The sequence below is a fragment of the Peribacillus sp. 05N428 genome, assembly GCF_056397085.1.
Genome location: NZ_JBFTMS010000015.1, coordinates 31,528 through 53,523 on the forward strand (window position 1 = coordinate 31,528; position 21,996 = coordinate 53,523).

The following is a 21,996-nucleotide window of genomic DNA, read 5'->3' on the forward strand; positions in this document are numbered from 1 at the left end:
ATTCTCCTTAGAGCAATTTGGATATTTATTATGTTGAAAAAAGGCAAATCAGCTTAAAGTTCTAACTTTCTCAACTAACTCCGTAATATCATTATCCTCGTTATAAATCACTTGATCTATTCGAAAATCCTCACTAGCTGCATAGTTGTTTTTAATCTGCAGAATCCACTCGTTTGCCGCAATTGCTGCTGTCCAATCGGGTTCTTTTTTAAAGTCAGAACTTAACACAGGAAAGCTTCCACTCTGTAAAAATTTATTTCCTTTTGAATGTAAGTAAACTTTGATATTAATATTCATAGTTTTTCCCTCAATATTTTTGTAATTAGGAAATTTTTAAATAACGAAAGTCCCTCTCATAAAGTAAGGGGCAATATATATTATTTCAATTTTACAATATACTTTCCGACTTGTTCAAAAGTATTTTGATCTATCGCTGTAAAAGTAACATCATGAGTATCATTGTCTAATTCATATGCTGCCACATATTCAACACTTTTGCCAGGTAGTAAAGCGTTTGAACCGGCATTATCTAAATCAACCATTTTGTTGTATGTCTCAATATCATCTTCACTTCCGAAAGCATCAAGAAAATGATAATTTTCACTTAAATCAATTCTTGATGTTCCATTCTCTTGCTGAGCCAGTAAACTCATGAGAGTATCATCTGGAACAATATCTTTATCTTTCGTTTTATTTGTAAGTGTAAAAGTGACAAATAACCCTGGATTAGCTTCCAGTGGACTTTGGATAACTTTAGTTTCAGATATTGCTAAACTAAAATCTTCAGTTTCAACGGATCCGTTCTCAAACGATATAGTTGGTTTAGTGGTTTCCTCAGTTGCAGTTACAGCTGTTGTTGTTTCGTTACTACTGCTTTTATCTTGAGTATCCAAGTCCTTCCCACAAGCTGTAAGCAAAATCATAACAAATAATACAACAAATTTCTTTTTCATTCTTCATCCTCCTCATATAAAGCATCGACCTTCACGCCTAATAATTTAGCTAATTTAAAATCACTTGTTAATTGTATGATAAATTTCCTAGTTTATCCAGTTAATCACAAATGTAAATTAAGAAGGATTAAAGAGAGTAGTTAGATAATCAATCCATAAATTCAGTATCAAAGTAAAGATGATTCATAAGCTTGTTTACAATTCCGTTGAAGTAAGCAAATTGCCCTTTATGCATCTTAACTCCATTCTTAGCCTTCATAGCAAATTCCTTGAATGCTTTGGTGCCTATTTCTAATTCTTGTTTACCTGTGAATGCTCTTTTGTTAGTAGAATAATCAACAACTCTATTACACTGCTTAATGACCTTCCAGAATTCCTGTATAGTTTCAGATTTTTCGTAGAATGAACCTACTAGATTACAAAATACAACTGGAACCCAATGAGCAACAAAATTTGCTTGTTTTAAAGAGTTTTCTAGAGAATTATCCACATGAGAGTATTGAGCAACGGCTTTACGTTTATTGTTTTTATAATTTTGTTTTAAGAAAACAGTAGTTGTTTTAATGGCCGGACACTTCTTGGACTTTTTCACAGGGGCCTTGCCGGACATTACTTCTTTTACAGGTTGAATAATGATGGCATTTGCTGTTTGCATCATATCCTTTTTTCTCTTCATAGGTATTTGACGGATCATGCCAAGGTCTTCAAGTTTTTTCATTAAACGTTGAACAGTTTTATAAGAGACTTCAAGCTTATTTGCAATTGTATTCTTACACATATAGCTGACACCGATTTGCTTGCAGCTGTGGCGTTTTAGAACTTCTAGTAATGCGATTAGTCTGGCTTGTACATCTGTACGCTTAATAGACATACGAATAGTGTCTCTATATACTCGTACCGTTTTATTTAATTCTTCAATATCTGTGAAAGTGGAAAGGTTGTTATATGATTCTTCATTGGCTATTACGTCTATACGTTTTTTCATACTAAATGCTGTCTCCTTTTTGGAAACAAAAAAGCAACGTTCACCATAATTGATCATGACAAACGTTGCTCCAACCCAGCACATATTGTAAAATGTGGATAAGGGTACAGCAAGTGTTTGCCTATCGTGAGTAGGCGGACGGTATAATTAGTGGTCCAACACTATTTATACGCGCTGTGCTTTTTTGTGTTTGCCGGTAGACGCAAGAAATGTTTTTAGTCGACGTAGGTGTACCTCCGCCAACCCAAATCGCGGTTATTTGCCCGAGTGCAGTCAAGGTGGCGGTTCCGCCTCCGATTGCCGTGCCAAAGAGTTTAGCGACAGATCCCGCTAAAGAAATGCCTGAGAAGCCCGATCCATCCAAGCCGGTGATGGCACCGATGCCGGTTAATGTGACGGCGGCTATTTCTTTCGTTAAAGGAACGGAGGCCGCCAATGCGGCACCGAGGTCATTGACGATGCCGAGGGATGTTTTCGGTAAGTAGTCACCGATGATCTGATTGAATCCAGAATCACCTAAATAGAAGAATGCGGCGATCGGAATGACCGGTCCGAATACTTTGAAGGCAAATTGAAAACCCTGGATCAAATAGGCCGTTGATTTTTCAAGCCCTTGCTGCTTATGTGCGACAAGGGATAAAACCAGCAAAATGAAAACCGCTGTACCGCCAACCAACGCCGTGGCATCTCCGCCTTGCAACTTCAAAATCGACAATGCCACAACATCCAACAGAAAGGCGATTGGAATGAAGACGGCAAAAAACTTCTTTTGTCCCAGTGTAAGCAGATTTTCACTCATTGTTTGATCTTGGACAAATCCCTCATTATCCGCCTTGATTCTTCCAAGCTTCATATCCCGCTTTAAAAGGATAAAGGCGGAGAGGGTGGTGACGACCCCCATCGTAATGACAAGGGGGATGCTCGCAGCAATGACATCACCGACAGGTATCGAAGCCGCATCGCCCGTAAGTTTAGGCGCAGCCTGAATGATGAAATCCCCTGATAATGCGATTCCATGACCAAAAAGGTTCATCGCCATTGCCACCCCAAGGGCAGGTAAACCAGCCCGTAAGGCTACGGGGAGCAGGACTGCCCCAAGTAAGGCAACGGCAGGTGATGGCCAGAAAAACCAGGATATCACCATCATGACGATGCCGATTACCCAAAAGGCGAGTGTAGGATTCTTAATGAATTTCGCAAATGGTGCAATCATGACATCATTAATGCCCGACTTCGTCAAAACCATACTCATGGCAACGATGATGGAAATGATTAATATCGTGGACATTAATTCCGTGATTGCGAAAATGAAGCTGTTGAATATCCCGCTTATGGAAGAGGCTAAACTGCCTGTAGCCACTAAAGCCAAAAGGAAAATGCCAATTATGCAGATGAGGGTAGTATCACGACGTTTTACCATAAACCCGATTATCAATGCAATAAATACAACATAAATCCAATGGAGTGCTGTTAATTCCATCTCCATGATCCGTCCCCCTCATAAATGTGCCTAGTTACAGATTATGAAGGAGGTACGGTGTGGTGAGTTGTTTCATAAATTTTAAAGGCTTATCTTATTTACAACTTATGTTGTAAATAACGAGTTTAAGAGGAGATTACATGGTGTATTTTTTCTTTTGCTTAAGACTTAGTTGAAATAGGGGAATGTTGTATAAGATAATGCTACTGAATCAGCTATCATCCGTACAAAGTAAGTAAATGAACTTTACAAATCTTCCACAATTAGACGGTAGAATTGGCAAATTAAAGTCAAAAGGCATATATTCAATGCGCACGAAAACAATTACTCACCGTGTATGGCATCATTCATTAACAAAAAAGAGTTTGGTTGAATCTGATGCTGAAAGCTTCGCGGATCACCATGTAAACACGCTGGGGTGGCCTGGAGGTGGATATACATTTATTATCGAGCCTAAGAATCTAATTAATACCCCAAATGGTAAAAGGGCTAGGATTGTATATGCAAATGATATCCGAAGGACCTATCATGTAGGGAATAGCAATCAGTTCTCGCTTGGAATCTGTGTTGATGGTGATTATCGATATGACACTATGGATGATGCTACCCTTGCAAGTATCGCAGAGCTTCAAGCTGCTCTTGTTAAAGATGGAATTGGACAGTTAGATAAAGCTCATAACGAAATGCCAGGTTATGGCTTGAAAAAAGTTTGTTGTCAGATAACTACAGAAATGCATTTTATTGGAAAGGTTCAAAGGCTCCAGTCAAACCACATCCGGCTCCTGAGGTTTATACAATCCAAGAAGGTGATACTTTATGGAGCATTGCACATAAGGACGGTACTGGTGGCGTTCAAGTTGAAGATTTAATTAAAGCGAATCCTGGTATCGATCCAACTAAACTAAAAATTGGTCAGAAAATCAATTTTGAAAATGCTAAAGGCATTATTGTCCAACCTGATGATAATAAGAAAGAAACCGAAACTTCAAACAGTGGAGATGAAGTAGTTAGGTCCATTCAAAAAACCTTAAATAGCCGTTATAAAGCGGGTCTTGTTACGGATGGATTTAATGGACCTAAAATCAATCGAACTTATTAAAGTTTTGCAAACCGAACTTAATAAAGCAGTTTAATAAAAAGCTTGTTGTGGATGGTAAATGGGGAGTAAAAACTAAGGACGCCATCGTTACGGTCGAAAAAGGTGCAAAAGGCAATCTCACATGGATTCTACAGGCTGCACTTTATTTGGCAGGGCATAATCCTGGATCACTTGATTCTATATTTGGAAAAGGTACAGAGTCGGCTTTATATAAATTCCAGAAAGATAAAAAGATGACTGCAGATAAGAAGGCGGGCAAAGCTACCATCACGGAATTGTTTGCTGCATAATATAAAGCGAGGAATAAAAGGATTTTACACGGTTAAAATACTAATGTGAGAAGCCCTCACAAGTCTCGTCAGTTGTAAAACCTTCTCTAATGGAGAGGGTTTTATCTTTTGTAGGATGAATAAAAGGTAATCGAATGGATAAAGTATGAAATGTGTTAATACTTCCTATAGACACTCCTTTTCCAAAAGCCCTTCTCTAATGAGAGGGCTTTTCTATTATCATTAATTGGATAAAATATTATTGTGTTTCCAACAACACTCCTTCAGACAAAAAAGCCCTTCTCTTAATCGAGAAGGTTTTTTTATTGGTGTTTTTATGGATATTTACCGCGAATATTGAACAGGTTAATAAATGGCCTTTTTCAAAGGGTTAATTTCAATATGGAGGGATTATTGTGGATACAACAGTCCGGCCAACAAACGGGACAACAAAATCAGCAACAACCACAAGGGCAAAACCAATTATCGCAACAAATTCAACAATTAAGTGGTCAAACTCAACATCAATTACAACAAACAGATCAACAACTTCAACAATCTATCCAACAAGCAATTCAAACTTTAAATCAAGCTTCTCAATACATTCAAAGTAATCGAGCATTAACTCAAATGAATCAAGCTGTAAGTCAAGCACAACAGCAATTACAACAAATGACAGGTGGGCAACAGCAACAATCTGGCCAACAAATGGGGAACCAACAAGGGCAACAACAATATGGTCAAATGGGACAACAAAATCGACTACAGTAATCAGGAAGTTAGACTGAGAATAATTAAATGGTTTAAAATGTATATTAGATAATTGATTGGAAAAAATATTATTGTTGTTTCCAACACTCCTTCAGACAAAAAAATCCTTCTCTAATGAGAGGGATTTTTTAATTTACAGGAATATTAAGTAATTAAATGAATAAAATCAAATAATGTGTTACCCTTCACTTATTCAGATAAACCCTTCTCAATCGAGAAGGCTTTTTTTAATAAAAACTAAATCAGCAAGTTCTACAAAGACGGACTATATTGGAGTTAAAACATTGAACGATTCAATATACTTCAGGAATGATTTTGCTATTGGGACTCATACTTTTAAACTTAAAGGGTATAAAACTGTTAATGGTCAAACAAAGGCCTATTGGTAATTGGTAGTAGAAAAATAATGAAGAGATATGCTCATTGCATATCTCTTTTAATTAGGAGAAGCTTGGTTTATGAAAAAATACTACATAGCTGCGTTATCTGTTTTGATATTGCTTGGGGTTATTTACTGGTTTTATGCTTCATCTCCACCTAAAGAATTAAGCACGTCTAATAATGATGATATTGAAAAAGAAAGCGGCACTTAATAGTAAAAACAATGAAGTGACAGTTGTTGCCTCAGTAGACAATGACATTGATGAGGACAGAAAGTATGCTTTACTTATTTTTGAAGATTATAAACAAGTAAATTTCAAAGCTGAAAATAAGGAGCAGGAAGTAAATAAATTTTTCTTTGATGCGAAACCTAACACCTCCATAAACTTCAATGTTTCTGTTCCCATTCGTTCCGATTCCAGTGAATTGACTTTTTTAATCGTTCAAAAGCCAGAGTATAAATTGAAGGAGCTCGATCTAAATAGGGCAGGGATTTTAGGGACAAGTTTTAAGTATGCGGTATTCCATCAACAAAGCTGACAGCGGGAAAGATGCAAAAAAAGTAAAGCAAGTAAAACCTGATGCTATTGTAAAGGATGGATTCAATGAAAATATATCTATCACAAATAGTCAGGAAAAGTTGCAATCAATTATGACTGAAAAAGAAGGCAAGGAACTTAAGTTCTCTGCCGGAAATTAGACAAATGCTGAGATCAGATATGCAATCATAGCTTTAAAAGATTGGGAACAAGTTGCAGTTAGAGATAACACAGACGTCTTATATACCACTGTTCCACCAGAAACTAGACATCTTTTTGATTTTAATCTACCCGACGTTGAAAGAGAAAATAATTTCCAACTCATCGCCTTTCCCTTTCCTTTTGAAATAAGTCCTGATAATTATGAGAGTCAACAAACTTTTGGTTCCTTTAGAGTTGTTATTCAAAATAAAGAATAAGATTTATACGGAAAGGAAGAATCGGATTGTCTACTATAATTAATATATTAGGTTTCGTGGGTATTATCGGATTTATAGTTTTTTAGCAATAGCAAAAACTATAAAAGATAAATCTAAAAGGTAGTTGGTTTTATTAGTGGAATCACTTTCCCCGATAAGAGGTCTGGATTACCAGGCCTTTTTTTGTTCCTTACTTATACAGCATTGTAAGACGAGTCAAAAATAAAAAGGAGAATTCATATACCCTTACAACATGAAGCAGGTCTTTTCTATTTTCGAATAAGTTTTCCATAAGCAGGACTCCTCAAATACAGTATAAGTCCTTCTTATTAAAGTGAATTCTTCGTCAACTATCTCTATTTCTTGTTTACCCTGATAATGCTATTCCGTGACCAAAAAGGTTCATCGCCATCGCCACGCCTTGCAATGGAGTGGCGTTAATTCCATCTCCATGATCCGTCCCCCTCATAAATGTGCCTAGTTACAGATTATGAAGGAGGTACGGGGTGGTGAGTTGTTTCATAAATTTTAAAGGCTTATCTTCTTTATTTTCAACAATACTTCAAGTATCCTTAATTTGAATAGCAACTACTGTAAATGAGGGATAAGCCGTGAAGCAAATATATAGTGATGTCATACAATTTCGGGGTACACATTATGAGTTTGGATACATGCAAGGGGAGGAATTAAAAGATTCACTAACGGTAAAAAACCGTGAAGATCAGTGGAAGATCAGGCAGCCGCGGTTTACGGTTGAAGAAGAAGAGGTCAAGAGAGCCATTACACGATTCGCCCCTGGGGTTTGGGAAGAATTACTGGGATTGCAAGAAGCGTTGAAATGGCCAATGGACCGCGTGCTGCAAGAGTTCGGTGGATACCGATTGGATTATGTCCGGTCGGGCTGTTCTATCATGACAGGCAATGATTATCTCATTCGTAATTATGATTACCACCCAAAGACTTATGAAGGACGCTATGTCTTATTCCAGCCAACCGATCAAGGGTATTCAAGCATCGGCCCTAGTCAGCGAGGGACTGGCCGGATGGATGGAATGAACGAAAAAGGGTTGGTGATAGGCTATAACTTCATGAATCGCAAGAATCCTGGTGATGGTTTCATTTGTTGCATGATTGGCAGACTGATCGTTGAATCATGTGCGGACGTTCAGGAAGCGGTGGCGATGTTGAAGGAAATCCCGCATCGTCATTCTTTCACTTACGTCGTCTATGATAAAAGCGGAAGTACCTATATTGTGGAAACCTCTCCGAGAAATGTAGCGGTGCGCACGTCAAATGCCTGTACCAATCATTTTGAAATCATGAAAAATGAAAACCGTAACCATCTTATCGATTCGAAACGCCGATTGGAGATCATTCAAGATCATGAAGGGAAACTTTCTTCAGCCTACGATGCTTATCGGTTGTTTAATGATACAAACCAAGGAGTCTTTTCGGATTTATATAGCAGCTGGGCGGGAACGATTCATACATCCGCTTATTTACCTAAAGAGATGAAAGCTTGGATTGCCTTGGGAGGGAACCAGGAGCCGACTTCCATAGATTTTGCGAAATGGCTCGAAGGGGAAGATGTTGATTTAAGACAAATCAAAGGTGTAATCGATACGGATATTCCCTTCGTGCACATGGATGAGGGAGCGAATTGGTTTCGGAATTGAGCGTTTTTAAGTGAATTTCAACCATACTTTGTTAAGGGCCCAATCCTTTGATTGGGCTTTTTTTATTGTTCTATTTTTAGGAAAACCTGGTACTATTTATTAGTGGGTGTCACCGTAATATAATATGATAGAGTAACGGATTTTGGATTGGGACAAGAAGCTGGATTTGTGTGCCGTACTTGTACAATGAATAAGGGGATGAGCGAATGTTTTCGACAGCTATTGGATGGTTTCGGTTTATTACAATAATTGAGGGAATCTCATATGTTTTATTGCTTGCCATAGGTATGCCCATTAAGTACATATTGGATATTGGGGAAGCAACACTCATTTTAGGCAGCATCCATGGTTTCTTGTTTGTCGTGTTTGGGCTTTTATTACTTTATGTGAGCATCATATCAAAATGGTCCTTTTTAAAAATGGCGATGATTTTCATCGTTTCATTCATTCCATTTGGTAATTTTGTAATCGACCGCAGGCTTTTGAAGCAAAGTTAAATACTTTTACTTTTAAAAAATCAAAAAAACGCCTTTCCATTTAATTGGAAGGCGTTTTTTTTATGGATTTAAGCTTGCTGTAAGGTTGGCACAAAGATGCTGTAAGAATGAGCATGTAAAGTAAATGTATCAACAATACTGAAGAGGTGAAACAAATGGAACCATTATTAAAAGTGGAAAAGATAAAAAAAACATATGGTAAATCAAACGCTGCCTATACAGCGCTGGAAAATATATCTTTTGATATTCATGAAGGGGAGTTTGTAGGAATCATGGGACCTTCTGGAGCGGGGAAATCGACATTGCTCAATATGTTGGCAACTATCGACTCGCCGACTGAAGGGAAAATTTATATGAATGATACGAGCATTCACGATATGAAAGGGTCGGACTTAACGGATTTCAGACGTGAAAATCTTGGTTTCATCTTCCAGGACTACAATTTGCTAGACTCATTGACTGTGAAGGAAAATATATTATTGCCACTTGCGATTGCGAAAATTCCAGAGAAAGAAATTACTGCATTGGTGAACCGTATTGCTAAAGTATTTGGGATTGAAGATTTATTAGCTAAATATCCATACCAAATCTCGGGTGGGCAAAAGCAAAGAACAGCTGCAGCCAGAGCGCTTGTGACAGAGCCTGCATTGATCCTGGCAGATGAGCCAACAGGTGCACTTGATTCAAAATCGGCAACAGGTCTGCTGGAAAGCTTAAGTGAACTAAATGAAAAAAATAATTCCACCATCATGTTGGTGACACATGATGCATATGCCGCAAGCTTCTGCCGGCGGATCATTTTCATCAAGGATGGTACGCTTTCAACAGAAATTTATCGTCGTGGCCAATCACGTAAAGCTTTCTTCCAAGAAATCATGGATGTCCTTGCAACAATTGGAGGTGAGGTAGATGACGTTATTTAGTCTGGCGAGAAAAAATATTGCCCGGAACCTCTCGCAATATTTTTTATATATCGCATCCATGGTATTTAGCATTATCATCTACTTCACATTTGTAACATTGAAATATAGTGATGCAGTTGCAGAACAAACGGCTTCATCACAGAAATTAGGTTCATTAATGAGTGGTGCGGCCGTCATCCTGATTTTTTTCGTGGCCATTTTTATTGCCTACTCCAATTCATTTTTCATGAAAAAACGTAAAAAAGAAGTGGCATTATATGCATTGCTTGGCGTACGTAATCGCCAGATTGGCTTTATGCTCTTCTTTGAAAATCTATTGCTAGGCTTGGTTTCATTAGTTGTGGGGATTTTACTTGGATTTCTTTGTTCAAAAGGGTTCATGACGGTCTTGATCTATTTAATGGGCTATGATGTCATCGCACCTTTTACATTTTCGGGATATGCAGCTTTGAACACCTCTATCGTATTTCTTATTATTTTCTTGGTGACATCATTCCAGGGCTATCGTTTAATTTACCAATTTAAACTAATTGATCTTTTCCATGCATCGAAAAAGGGGGAAGCGGCTCCGAAGCCATCCATGATTGTAGCCTTTCTGGGAATTTTCCTGATTGTCATCGGATATTGGTTGGCGATGCAAGATCTTTTTACTTCTAAAGTGTGGGAAAAGATTGGCTTTTTGATGACGGCACTCATTATTTTGACGACTGTTATTGCCGGTACATTTTTATTGTTTCATAGCGTGACAGGCTTTGTGTTAGCCGTAATCAAGAAAAATGAAAAATGGCTATGGAAAGGCCTGCATCTGATGACGGTCTCGCAATTGCTTTATCGCATTCGGGGGAATGCAAGGACATTGACCGTAATTGCGGTGTTAAGTGCTACAACGGTAACGGCTGGCGGTGCGGTTTATGGTCTTTATTATAACGCGAATGACCAAGTTATGACCGTTGATCCGAATACCTTCATGTATCAGCAAACGGATGCTAAAAGCGATCATCAAGTCACCGCCGTTTTGCCAGATACAAAGTATGATGAAAATGTTGAAGCGCTATCCATTACATTTAATACGAAAGAACTTAGCGAGGAATCAGCATTCGATAACTCGGATAAAAGGATTTACACGGTAATCGATGAAAGAACATATAACAAATTGGCAGATGTACAAGGTAAGGAAGCATTGCATGTGAATCATGGCAAAGCAGTCATTTTAGATATTGGATATGACAAAAGATTCTCACCTGAATACAAGGACAAGACGATAAGGACAGAAAACAACACGGCGATAACATTTCAAAGCTTTAAAACACAAACGGTTTTAAATGCTAAAACAGCAGGCATTGCAGTGGTTGTATCGAATGATCAATTTAAATCATTGCAAAAAGAAGGGGAAGCCCTGAACTATCGTGCTGTCGGTGTTGATCAAGCCTCCGTGGATTTATCTGAAAAAATATCAAAACAAATACCTGAAGAAGCACTATTTTCCAGTGCGCCTCAAGATTTTCAAGCAAGCATTGAAAGTGTGGGATCATTGCTCTTTATCGGCAGTTTTCTTGGTCTGGTTTTTTTAGCGGCAACAGGGAGTATCATTTACTTTAAAGTTCTAACGGAGGCAGAGGAAGATAAATCACAATACAATATGCTTCATAAAATGGGCGTTAACGCAAAAGAAATGCGGAAATCCATTGCATCCCAAGTGTTTGTAATCTTTTTCGTTCCGCTGGCAGTCGGGCTATTGCACAGTGCGGTCGCTTTAAAAGCCTTCTCGGGCTTATTGATGATGAATCTGGCAAAACCTGTGTTGATCTGGATGATCGCTTATACGGTTATTTACGGTCTGTATTATATCTTAACGGTAGCTTCTTATAATCGTATTATCACACAAAATAATAAAACAGAAGGATGATCGAAATGAAGAAATTTTTTATGGCAGTTGGCATATTATTCATACTTGGAGCGGCAGGAGTATTCGCGCTTACTAAAATGGACTTTAACCGCATGAATGCCGATAATTATTATTTGCAAATTACAGAGGATGGGGTGCAGCATGAAACCAAACTGGATGATGGTACAGTGATGACTTCCTATTCTTATAAACTTGACGCCAAAAATGCAGATGGTGAAACGATACCGCTTGAATTCACGGCACAAAAAAATCTTCGAAAAGATGCCTACTTAAAGATGTACGTGAAAAATGGTGATGAAGTTTCGTCATATGATGAAGTGAAATTTGAGGATATTCCAAAAAAGGCACAACCAAAATAAATAGGAAAGAAGGGCTGTCTGTAAGTTATGGACAGCCCTTTCTCTGTAGAAAAAATAAATTATATAAGTATCGTGATGGTTGTTCCCTTATTTTCAATGCTAGTCAAATCCAGTTTGCCTTTATGAGCCAGAATGATGTCCCTTGCAATGGCCATTCCTAAACCGGTCCCATGTGTACTGGCAGTATTCGTACCTCGATAGTAGCGTTCAAAAACCTGATCCAAATCTTTGGAGGGAATACCGCGGCCATTATCGGCAATGGTAATTTGGGTATGATGTTCTGATTGTAGATGAATATCATCAATTTGTATTTTCACGACGACATTTTCATCATTATGTACAAGCGCATTGTAGATAAAGTTAAAAATTGCCCGTTTCAGTAAATTTTTATCAACTTTATATATTGCTTTATCCACATTTGCCTCAAATTCGACCTGTCGATCACCAAATTGTGAATCATTTAAGAGCTCTATCGTCATTTCTCTTATAAACCCAACGATATCAACATCTTCAAATTGCAAAGGAAGTCGTTGGTTGCGTAAACGCATCGTTAAATTGAGATCATCCAACAGATTTTTCATATATACGGACTGTCTATTAATAATGGATGTAAACTCATACAATTCTTGTGGTGTTAATTCAGTGGCATTGTCTTTCATCAATTCTGTATAACCATGGATGGATGCAAGTGGTGTCTTCATGTCATGAGAAACATTGCTAATCCATTCCTCACGCATTTGGTCGAGTTGATCACGTTCTTTTTCATACTGATCTAACTTTACCGATAGTTCATTCATATTGTGAAATACATCTTCATAGACGCCTTTTGGTATACTCATCTTTTTAAAACGTCTTTCACGAAGCTGCTGAATCCCTTCTATTAAAGTGTTAAGTGGTGTCGTTAATCTTTTACCAAATAATAGTCCAATGACTAGGGCAATAATAATATCCACCGTTAAAAACAGTAAAAGTATGATGTTGAAGTACTTTAAAATGTGAACATAATTATAGGACAGTACATATCGGCCTACTCCTCGATCTTTAACCCCTACAAAATAGCTGAAATCATCAGCTTCGCCGGCAAAAACAGTCGTCTCTGCATCAATTTCTTTATACTTATACATTTGGACGATTTCAACAGGAGAATATACGGTTTGCAATTTTTGAGGTGTGTAATAGGCTGCTACTTGTTCACCCTTATCATTCAAAAATTGTATCCAGGCATTCGTGTTCCGCAGTTTTTCCAGTCCTTCTTCATTTACCTTTGGTTTGTCATCTATTAGTTCAACATATTGTGAAAAAGATCGGCTAAAGTTCTCCGCAGATTCCTCTTCCGTGTCGAAATGAACAAAGAGTAAGCATAAAAGTAAAATGGTATTTACGATTCCTACGATTACAACAATTGTCACAACGGATCCTAAAAAGCGCCGTGTCAATTTCCACTTCATCTTGTTTCACCCTTGGTCTGTAATTTATAACCAAGCCCTTTAACGGTTATTAGAAAAGATGGCTTTGAAGGATCTGCTTCGATTTTTTCGCGTAAACGGCGAATATGGACCATCACTGTATTATCAGAGCCAAAGAAATCATCGCCCCACACATGTTCAAACAAAGTTTCCTTGCTCAAGATCTGATTCGGATGATGCATAAAACAGCTCATCAGACCGATTTCTTTAGCTGTGAGCTCAAGGGTTTCGCCATCCTTTTTCACTTCATTTTCATTTGAACTAAGCTCAAATGGACCAATTTGCAATTTTTTAGGTGAAGTTTTTTCCTCTGTATAGCCCGCCCGCCTAAGCTGCGCCTTTACTCGATAGGCAACTTCTTTCGGACTGAATGGTTTGGTAATATAATCATCCCCGCCAATCGCCAACCCTAAAAGCTTATCAATTTCCTCATCCTTTGCCGACAAAAATAAAATGGGCACATTCGACACTTCACGAATTTGCTTGCATAAATCATAGCCTTCACCATCTGGCAGCATGATATCCAGCAAGACTAGTGATGGATCGAACTTTTGAAACTTTGCCCACCCATCCGCAATTGTCCCCGCCGTAATAATATTGGGGATACCTTCTTTATGTAAAACTGTCTCCATGAGACGTGCCAAATCTTCTTCATCGTCAATAATTAAAATCCACTGATCATTAGACATTCTTCTACCTCCTAAACATCAATCATACCCTACAGTATAGAGTACCCCTTAAGAAAAAATAAGGGGAGGAAAAGGTTTTTAACGAACTCATGCCATTGATTTCACGAAACACAGTGAAAATAATGAAATGCCATGATGATATTGTGCCTGGTACTTATTTATTTAAGGGAGTTTCCGAAAGAAGATCGTGCTTCATACTGATTTGGTAAAGGTTGTATGATAAACTGTTTAAAGAATTGCCAGGTAGATTATGCTAAGTAATGGGATTTTAGGAACTCGATCCAAAGTACGTAGCGAATGTGGAAGAATAAAAGGAGAAAAATATAATGGAAACAAAAAAGGTGTTACCCGTACTTTTTTTAGTGATGTTTTTAGTCATGGTCGGATTTGGGATCATCATTCCCGTCATTCCATTCCTTGCTGAAAAGGTTGGTGGCAGTCCTACAGAGCTTGGCCTTTTAATGGCTGTTTATTCACTGATGCAATTATTTTTTGCCCTGATATGGGGACGTATATCAGACCGGATAGGGCGTAAGCCTGTCATGATTATCGGGATTGCTGGACTGGCCCTTTCGTTTTTCATCCAGGCTTCGGCAGATTCCCTATGGGTATTATTTGCAGCCAGAATCATTGGCGGGATTTTATCATCGGCAAACATGCCAACCGCAATGGCGTATGTGGCTGACATCACGACGCCGGAAGATCGGGGAAAAGGGATGGGAATCATCGGGGCCGCCACAGGGCTTGGATTCATCTTTGGACCGGCGATTGGCGGGGTATTCTCCAAATCAAGTTTGAACTTGCCGTTTTACATTGCTGGAATATCCTCTTTGATTACTTTATTCTTAGTGATTGCGGTACTGAAGGAATCACATACAGTAGAGAAGAGGGCCCAACAGTCAAAAAATAAAGAGTCCATGTGGAAAGCCTTTAGAGGGCCTCTTAAAACCATGTTCTTTCTGCAAATGATCGTCACCCTTTCAATGGCAGGACTAGAAACGACTTTCGCCTATTTTGCAGCCAAAAAGGCTGATATAAGTCTTGTGCAATTAGGCTATATCTTTATGATCATGGGGTTTGGGAGTGCGATCGTTCAAGGTGGATTAGTGGGCAGGATGACAAAGAAATATGGGGAAGGCGCGGTCATTCGAATGGGAATCATCGTCTCGGCAGTTGGTTTCATTCTCATCCTGTTTTCTACCGGGTTCTGGACATCGGCGGTCTTCCTGACGATTTTCGGAGTGGGTAATGGGTTCATCCGGCCTGCAATTTCGGCACTGCTTACCAAAAGTTCCATGTCGGGCCATGGCAGTGTCACGGGATTGCTATCTTCCTTCGACTCGTTCGGCAGGATTGCCGGTCCTCCGATTGGCGGTTGGTTATTTTCGATTTCGATTGATTTACCATTTATATCGGGTGCCATCCTTTCCGTTTTTGCTTTGATTCTTTTTCAGTTATACCATGCACGGACACAGACTAAACAGGTCCAAGCATCTCATTGATATAATGATGGGCAAAACCCCCCATTTCTAAAAATGGGGGGTAGTTGCGAGCGGTGCTAAAATAGCACTGTTTTTTTATTGAATCATATTGAGGAATTTTCGTGTGCGCGCTTCTTTAGGGTTTGTGAAAATCTGCTCGGGTGTTCCCCGCTCCATTATTTTTCCTTCATCCATGAAAATGACTTCATCGGCGACTTCGCGGGCGAAACGCATTTCATGGGTTACCACGATCATTGTCATGCCTTCATCTTTCGCCAGGTCTTTCATGACCTGCAGGACGTCTCCCACTAGTTCGGGATCCAAAGCGGAAGTGGGTTCATCGAATAGCATCACCTTAGGCTCCATGGCCAGGGCCCTTGCAATTCCGACCCGTTGCTGCTGACCGCCGGACAATTGAAACGGATAAAAATCGATTTTTTCACCTAAGCCCACCTTTGTAAGCAGGGCAGCAGCCGTTTCTTTCGCTTGTTGTTTGGCTATGTTTTTTACAATGATGGGGCCTTCCATTACATTTTCCAATGCTGTTTTGTGGGGGAAGAGGTTATAGCTTTGGAAAACCATCCCTGTCAAACTGCGAAAAGATGTAATCGAATTTTTTCTAACGGGTTTTTTGAAGTCCATTACCGTTTCATCGATTTCAATCGTCCCGTCCGTGGGCACCTCAAGGAGATTCAAACACCGAAGAAAGGTTGTTTTACCTGAACCGGAAGGACCGATCAATACAATGACTTTGCCTTGCTCCACTTCCAAATCGATGCCCTTTAATACTTCAAGGTCACCAAACGATTTATGAAGATTCTTAATGTTGATCATTTTAAAATCTCCTTTAACTACTGCGGTTCTTATTTTGCTACATAACGATTAAGTCTCTCCTCTAAACTTCCTTGAATGAAAGATAGAATCGTACACAAAATCCAATATAAAGCAGCTGCTTCCATGTAAAGCAGTAAAAATTCATAGTTTTTTGCAGCGATTTCTTGAGCTTTACGAAATAATTCCGTTACAAGAATGAGTGATGCAAGCGATGTATCTTTTAAAAGGCTAATGAACGTATTGGATAATGGGGGAATGGATACCCGCGCTGCTTGCGGTAAAATGATGCGCTTTAACGCTTGGGTATATGTCATCCCGATTGAATAGCCTGCTTCCCATTGCCCTTTTGGTATCGATAAAATGGCTGCCCTTATAATTTCCGAAGCGTATGCTCCTACATTTAAAGAGAATCCTATAATAGCCGATATGAAAGGATTGATGGTGACACCTAAATTTGGAAGTCCATAGAAAATGATAAATAATTGCACAAGTAAAGGTGTCCCGCGGATGATTGACACATATACACGCGCAATTATTTGAAGAATTCTAATGGAAGATAATCTAGCCAATGCTGTGAGTACAGCAAGAATAAGGCCGAGAACGAATGTGATCAATGTTAGTGGAATCGTATATTGAATAGCTCCCTCTATCATCGGATAGAGGGAGGTTTGAGCGATGGAAACAAGCTGGTTCATACGCTCGGGATCAGTGAAAATATTACTTAGGAGAAACATCTTCACCAAACCATTTATCCGAGATCTTCGCGTACGTGCCGTCGTCTTTCATTGCTTTAAGTGCTTTGTTTACTTCTTCCACTAATTTGCCGCTGTCTTTTCTGAACATTAAACCACTTGCGACTCCGGTTTCTTCCTCATCAGCCACTTTGATAGGTGCATCCGGATGTTGCTTTTTATAATCAAGGTAAGATAATTTGTCATTGATCGTCGCGTCTACACGTTTAGAACCAATAAGCTGTACGGATTGTGAAAATCCTTCAATACCTGTAACTTCAGCACCATGTGATTTGGCTAGATCATTGTAGTTACTCGTTAAAGATTGTGCAGAGGTCTTGCCTTTCAAATCATCGAAGGATTTAATATCCGAATTATCTTTGTGTACAAGCAATACGGCTCCTGATTGAATATATGGGTCAGAGAAATCATATTTCTTTTGACGGTCTTCATCGATGCCCACTTGGTTTGCGATCATATCAAATCGTTTTGCATCCAAGCCTGCAAACATGCCGTCCCATTGTGTTTCCTTGAATTCAGCTTTCACTCCAAGGCGTTTTGCCACTTCTTTAGCAATTTCAACATCAAACCCCGTAAGTTTATCTGAATCATCGTGGAATGTGAAAGGAGGGTATGTACCTTCTGTTCCAACAGTTAATACGCCATCTTTTTTGACTTTATCATATAGACTTTCTTGTGAAGAAGATTTATTGCCGGTATCGTTTGCCTCATTTTTAGTATCGGTACCACAAGCGGTAAGTACAACCGTGAAAGCTAACAATAGCGATAAAAGTGCAACCATTTTTTTCATTTGGGTAAACCTCCTAGTAATCTGATAGGGATTGATACTCTGTGATACTATACAAGAAAAGGAAAAAAGTCAATGAAAATAACTTATATCATTATTGTTAATGAAACTTGGTGAATTATACGGTTTTTCATGCTTGGAAGTGAAATAAAACGAAAGGGAAGGGAAGTGTACATTAAGATTCTAAGGGGTCAAAAAGCCCTCTTCCGCTAAGTGGGAGAGGGGCTCTTTGAGGCCGTCCAGAATATTGCTGTATTCTTTTTAACTTAGTGTTTACCATGATTATTTATCCTCTACGCTGACGAATATAGGGTTTGAATAGAACCAAAGGTCTTTATAGTTACGTTTGTTTATTTCTGAAAAACGCGTTTCGTTATCCTCGATTTCAGTCTTTTTATCAATCAGCGGTTCACCGTCCATCGTTTCTCCAGAGACATTTTCCCCTAGATTCGTGCCGCGTAAACGGAAATATTGATCCTTATTTGCTTTGACTTTGTAAGTGATGGCATGAAAACCATCGCGATCGGTTTTCCAGTCTTTACTTGTAAAGCGTTTAACCACTTTTGTCGTATCATTGGTGGCTTTATTATAAGCAGGTGTTCCAGGCTCTGCTTTCCCGGTTACTTCACCGGAAATTAAATCCACGTGATCTACCTTGACGGGGTCCCCGTTATTGTTCTTTTGGGGGCTCTTAAATCGGACGGTGATCTTGACCATCTGTCCTTCCTTCACTTTAAGGTCCCCGCCCATATCCACCGTATTGTTTCCGTTTTTAGCTTGGAATTCAAGGGCATCGATCAAATCACCAAAAACGGAGAAGGATTTTCCGGATCGCATGCCATCAAGGACAGATTTTATTGATGAGCCATTTACCCATGTATAATTCTTGGAATATTCTCCTGGCCAGTAACCGCTTGAGTATAGGCGGTTTTCACTGATTTCAAAATGGGAGTCCGAATTGGAAAAATTCCAGAACTTACGACCTTCCCCAAGTAGCGCATCCCATGTACCTCCTACCTTAGCAAGCATGTAATCGGAACCGCCATAGGTCCGGTTTTCCGGTGTTGTCAGATTTAAACCGCCTCTATCCGGCTCCAACTGGTTACCTGGCATACCTTCAAATCCGAACATGACATCCGGGGCGATATTGTTGAAATCGCGAAAATCAGATATGCTGTACACCCTCTTTCTTGATGGATGGTTCAATATGGCATAACTTGTATTCTTATAATTTTTTTCGAGCCAGGCCAATGCCGTTCGGGCATCCTCGGATGTTTTATTGGCTCTTTGATCCTGTGACTTCCAAATGGCTACATCCTTAGGATCAAACATCTTTTCATCCTGGTTGGTGAACAGATATTCGAACTGATTGGCAGCTTTCAGACTTTTAGGCGAGCCCGGCTGATCTCCCAAAATGCCTATGCCGACATGCTCGTATGTGGGCATGTCCCATTCGAAGCCTGAAAAGATGATTTTATTTTTAAATTTGCCCTCTTTTTGCAGTTGTTTTATTTTTGGGGCTTGATATTGAATGATTCCCTGAGACAACGGTATCGGCCCTCCTGGAATCAAATTACCTTCATCATCCCTTGAAGACATCCTCAAGTGATCGGAAATTCCCATCCAATCCATGCCATACTTATCAAATGCGTTATTCAGCAAGCTTTCAAGGCTCTGTGATCCCTCGGCATCATCGGACTGAGTGGTATGGGCATGATATTCCCCCTTCATCCATCTGCCTCCTGGATTTGTCTGATTGTCTTCTGCATCTTTTGCTGCAACCGCGGCCGGAAGACCCTGAAAAAGGATGGCCAGGCTTAGAACCGATACTGTGAAAGCCCTGAACGTATTAATCATTTTACTGACACCCTCCATATATTGAAATAATATTGAATAAGCTAATTTTATTGTAAAAATATTAAGAATCCGTTTGGGGTGAGTATGGTTTATGTAAATGAAATGACCGTTTTGCTTCCATTATCTGATTTTGGCAGTACACGGCTTTGAAGTTGAAAGGGAAAGAAGGGGAGGGGCTTGAAACAAAAAAAAGGGTGCAGGGATAATTTCATTCTCTGCAACCTTCGACAACCATTTTACCGTACATATTATTTGGCTTCGAGTAGATTGATATGATCTACAATTTGATTTTCACCGACAATGAATTGCAGTTCATAATTCCCTGTCTTGTAAATGTAGTTGATTTCATTCGTACTGGAAATATGGCGTATTTCGTCAGCACTTCCGAGTTGATTTCCTAATACTTTAGGTGTGATGCTTCCTAGATTATGGTCCCGTTCCACATTTGTCCCGAAATATCGGATTTGTGAGATGGTCTTGTCAGCGTTATAGGCAAATGCAAAACCTGGATGCCCCATTTCTGCATGGTAATAGTCAAAAGTTTCATCTGTGTTACCTGGTTCAGGGGGAGAACCAAATATCCCATATACATCTTTTTGGGTGTTTTCATTAATTTTCAAACCCATGGCAGTATAAGGCATTTCTCCTGAAAAAGCTTTGTTGTAGATTTCATGTAAGGTGGTAAGAGCGTGATCCTTAGCTATGGCAGAAGCGGAATCCATTGTGGATGCAGCCTTAACCGGTTCTGTTGAAAACGATGCACCTGCCCCTAAAAGAGAACCGGTCAGAATAAAGGCGCTGACCATTCTGGCCGCCGGTTTTTTTGATAACATTTCTTATCCCTCCTATATCATTACTTTTCCACAATTTTCTTGCATGAAACATTTTCTTGAAGATAATTGGAGTGTTTGATTATGGTGGAGCATCAGGGGATTTATAAGCTGCATCTGCGGCAACAGTTGATTTAAAGTAAACATATCAAGTTGATCTCTAAAATCATGTTTAGCAAGCATCCTCATCACCACAAGTTTAAATTGTTCTATTTAAAACAATAACTGTTGGCGAAAGGGTTCTATCTAGAATTAAAAACAAAGTTAATTGGAGCGGGTGTGAGACTCCTGCGACCGCCCGCCCGCGGAAAGCGAGTGCCTGAAGCGGAAATCAACATCCAAATCGTACAAGCAAAAAAAAACTGCAGACAAACACGATTTTCATCGAGTTGCCTACAGTGTGGTGCTTCAGCATGATGAAACACAATTGAAAATGATTTGATTAATCCCAAACGCTTATTCTAGGGACTCCAGCAGTTCTTAAATAGTCCAATAATTGACCAGTATGTACAGACTCATGATAAGCGATTCTTAGCAACATGTCTCCTAAATCCCTGATATATCCTACATCAGAGCGATCAATTTTAATAGTGGATAAGTCGTCTTCGCTGAATGACATGATTGTTTCCAAAAAATCACGCCTGTATGGTTCAGCAAAATTTAATTCCGCTTCCACGGAGCTAAGTGGCTGTTTTTCATATGGTGATTCATAAACTGGTAAGCTGCCTTGACTTTTAATGGATAAATGATAGTAATGCTCACTATCAAGGACATGTCTAACCATTTCTAAACAGCTCATTGCCTTGTCGTCCGGTTTCCAATGGAGTGTGCCTTTAGGTATTGAAGTCCATAGTTTAATGTTTCTTCTTCTAACCTCTTCCAGATTTAAGATGATTAGTTCTATCGATTTCATTATATCTCCCCTTTTAGAAGGTATACAATCACTATACAGGAATGGGTTTATTTTGAAAATATAGAAAAATATTATGTCTGGGGTATTAAATCATTGCGATTCCTTCCAATATATATAGTACCGCTCCAGT

Annotated in this window: 22 protein-coding genes and 2 pseudogenes; 12 read left to right on the top strand and 12 right to left on the bottom strand. The window is 39.1% G+C overall.

Annotated features, from left to right (window positions below; translation table 11 throughout):
* Positions 1 to 48: 48 nt before the first annotated feature.
* From AC1DIV_RS15255 to AC1DIV_RS15270, 4 genes are all read right to left on the bottom strand, one after another.
* The gene (locus AC1DIV_RS15255) at positions 49 to 297 is read right to left on the bottom strand and encodes a hypothetical protein (protein ID WP_477576796.1); all 249 of its coding nucleotides are present in this window, start codon (positions 295 to 297) and stop codon (positions 49 to 51) included.
* A gap of 80 nt (positions 298 to 377) precedes the next feature.
* Positions 378 to 953, bottom strand: a complete 576-nt coding sequence (locus AC1DIV_RS15260) for a DUF5067 domain-containing protein (protein ID WP_477576798.1) — start codon at positions 951 to 953, stop codon at positions 378 to 380.
* Positions 954 to 1,101: 148 nt separating this feature from the next.
* Complete coding sequence (locus AC1DIV_RS15265) at positions 1,102 to 1,938, bottom strand: helix-turn-helix domain-containing protein (RefSeq protein ID WP_477576799.1); 837 nt, start codon at positions 1,936 to 1,938, stop codon at positions 1,102 to 1,104.
* 121 nt (positions 1,939 to 2,059) lie between these two features.
* Positions 2,060 to 3,424, bottom strand: a complete 1,365-nt coding sequence (locus AC1DIV_RS15270; RefSeq protein ID WP_477576801.1) for a hypothetical protein — start codon at positions 3,422 to 3,424, stop codon at positions 2,060 to 2,062.
* 302 nt (positions 3,425 to 3,726) lie between these two features.
* Here AC1DIV_RS15270 and AC1DIV_RS15275 point away from each other — a divergent pair.
* The 11 genes and pseudogenes from AC1DIV_RS15275 to AC1DIV_RS15325 form a co-directional block, all read left to right on the top strand.
* Positions 3,727 to 4,059 (top strand): annotated as a pseudogene (locus AC1DIV_RS15275) (peptidoglycan recognition protein family protein); the annotation flags it as partial.
* Positions 4,060 to 4,130: 71 nt separating this feature from the next.
* Positions 4,131 to 4,517 (top strand): LysM peptidoglycan-binding domain-containing protein, encoded by a 387-nt coding sequence (locus AC1DIV_RS15280; RefSeq protein WP_340874337.1) that lies wholly within the window; start codon positions 4,131 to 4,133, stop codon positions 4,515 to 4,517.
* Positions 4,518 to 4,564: 47 nt separating this feature from the next.
* Positions 4,565 to 4,807, top strand: coding sequence for a peptidoglycan-binding domain-containing protein (locus AC1DIV_RS15285; RefSeq protein WP_340874338.1), 243 nt, complete (start codon positions 4,565 to 4,567; stop codon positions 4,805 to 4,807).
* 402 nt (positions 4,808 to 5,209) lie between these two features.
* Positions 5,210 to 5,557 (top strand): annotated as a pseudogene (locus AC1DIV_RS15290) (hypothetical protein); the annotation flags it as partial.
* Positions 5,558 to 6,015: 458 nt separating this feature from the next.
* Positions 6,016 to 6,150 carry a hypothetical protein gene (locus tag AC1DIV_RS15295; protein ID WP_340874340.1) on the top strand — a complete coding sequence of 45 codons (135 nt, stop codon included), beginning with the start codon at positions 6,016 to 6,018 and terminating at the stop codon, positions 6,148 to 6,150.
* Entirely contained in the window at positions 6,119 to 6,478 is a 360-nt protein-coding gene (locus tag AC1DIV_RS15300; RefSeq protein ID WP_477576802.1) for a hypothetical protein, read from the top strand. The genes AC1DIV_RS15295 and AC1DIV_RS15300 overlap by 32 nt, the downstream gene beginning before the upstream one ends.
* A gap of 1,029 nt (positions 6,479 to 7,507) precedes the next feature.
* On the top strand, positions 7,508 to 8,572 hold the full coding sequence (locus tag AC1DIV_RS15305) for a C45 family autoproteolytic acyltransferase/hydolase (protein ID WP_477576803.1): 1,065 nt from the start codon (positions 7,508 to 7,510) through the stop codon (positions 8,570 to 8,572).
* Between the two features lie 206 nt (positions 8,573 to 8,778).
* Positions 8,779 to 9,069, top strand: coding sequence for a DUF3817 domain-containing protein (locus AC1DIV_RS15310; protein ID WP_034305497.1), 291 nt, complete (start codon positions 8,779 to 8,781; stop codon positions 9,067 to 9,069).
* Positions 9,070 to 9,224: 155 nt separating this feature from the next.
* The gene (locus AC1DIV_RS15315; RefSeq protein ID WP_477576805.1) at positions 9,225 to 9,992 is read left to right on the top strand and encodes an ABC transporter ATP-binding protein; all 768 of its coding nucleotides are present in this window, start codon (positions 9,225 to 9,227) and stop codon (positions 9,990 to 9,992) included.
* The gene (locus tag AC1DIV_RS15320; RefSeq protein WP_477576807.1) at positions 9,979 to 11,898 is read left to right on the top strand and encodes an ABC transporter permease; all 1,920 of its coding nucleotides are present in this window, start codon (positions 9,979 to 9,981) and stop codon (positions 11,896 to 11,898) included. Before AC1DIV_RS15315 ends, AC1DIV_RS15320 begins: the two co-directional genes overlap by 14 nt.
* 5 nt (positions 11,899 to 11,903) lie before the next feature.
* Positions 11,904 to 12,257, top strand: a complete 354-nt coding sequence (locus AC1DIV_RS15325) for a YxeA family protein (protein ID WP_477576809.1) — start codon at positions 11,904 to 11,906, stop codon at positions 12,255 to 12,257.
* Positions 12,258 to 12,316: 59 nt separating this feature from the next.
* Here AC1DIV_RS15325 and AC1DIV_RS15330 read toward each other — a convergent pair whose 3' ends face one another.
* Together AC1DIV_RS15330 and AC1DIV_RS15335 are read right to left on the bottom strand one after the other, a co-directional pair.
* Positions 12,317 to 13,705, bottom strand: a complete 1,389-nt coding sequence (locus tag AC1DIV_RS15330) for a sensor histidine kinase (protein WP_477576810.1) — start codon at positions 13,703 to 13,705, stop codon at positions 12,317 to 12,319.
* Positions 13,702 to 14,412 carry a response regulator transcription factor gene (locus AC1DIV_RS15335; RefSeq protein ID WP_072272401.1) on the bottom strand — a complete coding sequence of 237 codons (711 nt, stop codon included), beginning with the start codon at positions 14,410 to 14,412 and terminating at the stop codon, positions 13,702 to 13,704. Before AC1DIV_RS15335 ends, AC1DIV_RS15330 begins: the two co-directional genes overlap by 4 nt.
* Positions 14,413 to 14,738: 326 nt before the next feature.
* Between AC1DIV_RS15335 and AC1DIV_RS15340 the strand changes: the two genes are divergently transcribed.
* Positions 14,739 to 15,914, top strand: a complete 1,176-nt coding sequence (locus AC1DIV_RS15340; protein WP_477576812.1) for an MFS transporter — start codon at positions 14,739 to 14,741, stop codon at positions 15,912 to 15,914.
* Between the two features lie 75 nt (positions 15,915 to 15,989).
* Here AC1DIV_RS15340 and AC1DIV_RS15345 read toward each other — a convergent pair whose 3' ends face one another.
* The 6 genes from AC1DIV_RS15345 to AC1DIV_RS15370 form a co-directional block, all read right to left on the bottom strand.
* Entirely contained in the window at positions 15,990 to 16,727 is a 738-nt protein-coding gene (locus AC1DIV_RS15345; RefSeq protein ID WP_063595123.1) for an amino acid ABC transporter ATP-binding protein, read from the bottom strand.
* 29 nt (positions 16,728 to 16,756) lie between these two features.
* The gene (locus AC1DIV_RS15350; RefSeq protein WP_048679101.1) at positions 16,757 to 17,461 is read right to left on the bottom strand and encodes an amino acid ABC transporter permease; all 705 of its coding nucleotides are present in this window, start codon (positions 17,459 to 17,461) and stop codon (positions 16,757 to 16,759) included.
* Positions 17,445 to 18,269, bottom strand: coding sequence for an amino acid ABC transporter substrate-binding protein (locus tag AC1DIV_RS15355; protein ID WP_072272403.1), 825 nt, complete (start codon positions 18,267 to 18,269; stop codon positions 17,445 to 17,447). Before AC1DIV_RS15355 ends, AC1DIV_RS15350 begins: the two co-directional genes overlap by 17 nt.
* A 279-nt stretch (positions 18,270 to 18,548) precedes the next feature.
* Positions 18,549 to 20,123 carry an S-layer protein gene (locus AC1DIV_RS15360; protein WP_477576814.1) on the bottom strand — a complete coding sequence of 525 codons (1,575 nt, stop codon included), beginning with the start codon at positions 20,121 to 20,123 and terminating at the stop codon, positions 18,549 to 18,551.
* Positions 20,124 to 20,371: 248 nt separating this feature from the next.
* On the bottom strand, positions 20,372 to 20,956 hold the full coding sequence (locus AC1DIV_RS15365; RefSeq protein ID WP_421161664.1) for a YjgB family protein: 585 nt from the start codon (positions 20,954 to 20,956) through the stop codon (positions 20,372 to 20,374).
* 439 nt (positions 20,957 to 21,395) lie between these two features.
* Positions 21,396 to 21,866 (bottom strand): DinB family protein, encoded by a 471-nt coding sequence (locus AC1DIV_RS15370; protein WP_063595118.1) that lies wholly within the window; start codon positions 21,864 to 21,866, stop codon positions 21,396 to 21,398.
* Positions 21,867 to 21,996: the final 130 nt, after the last annotated feature.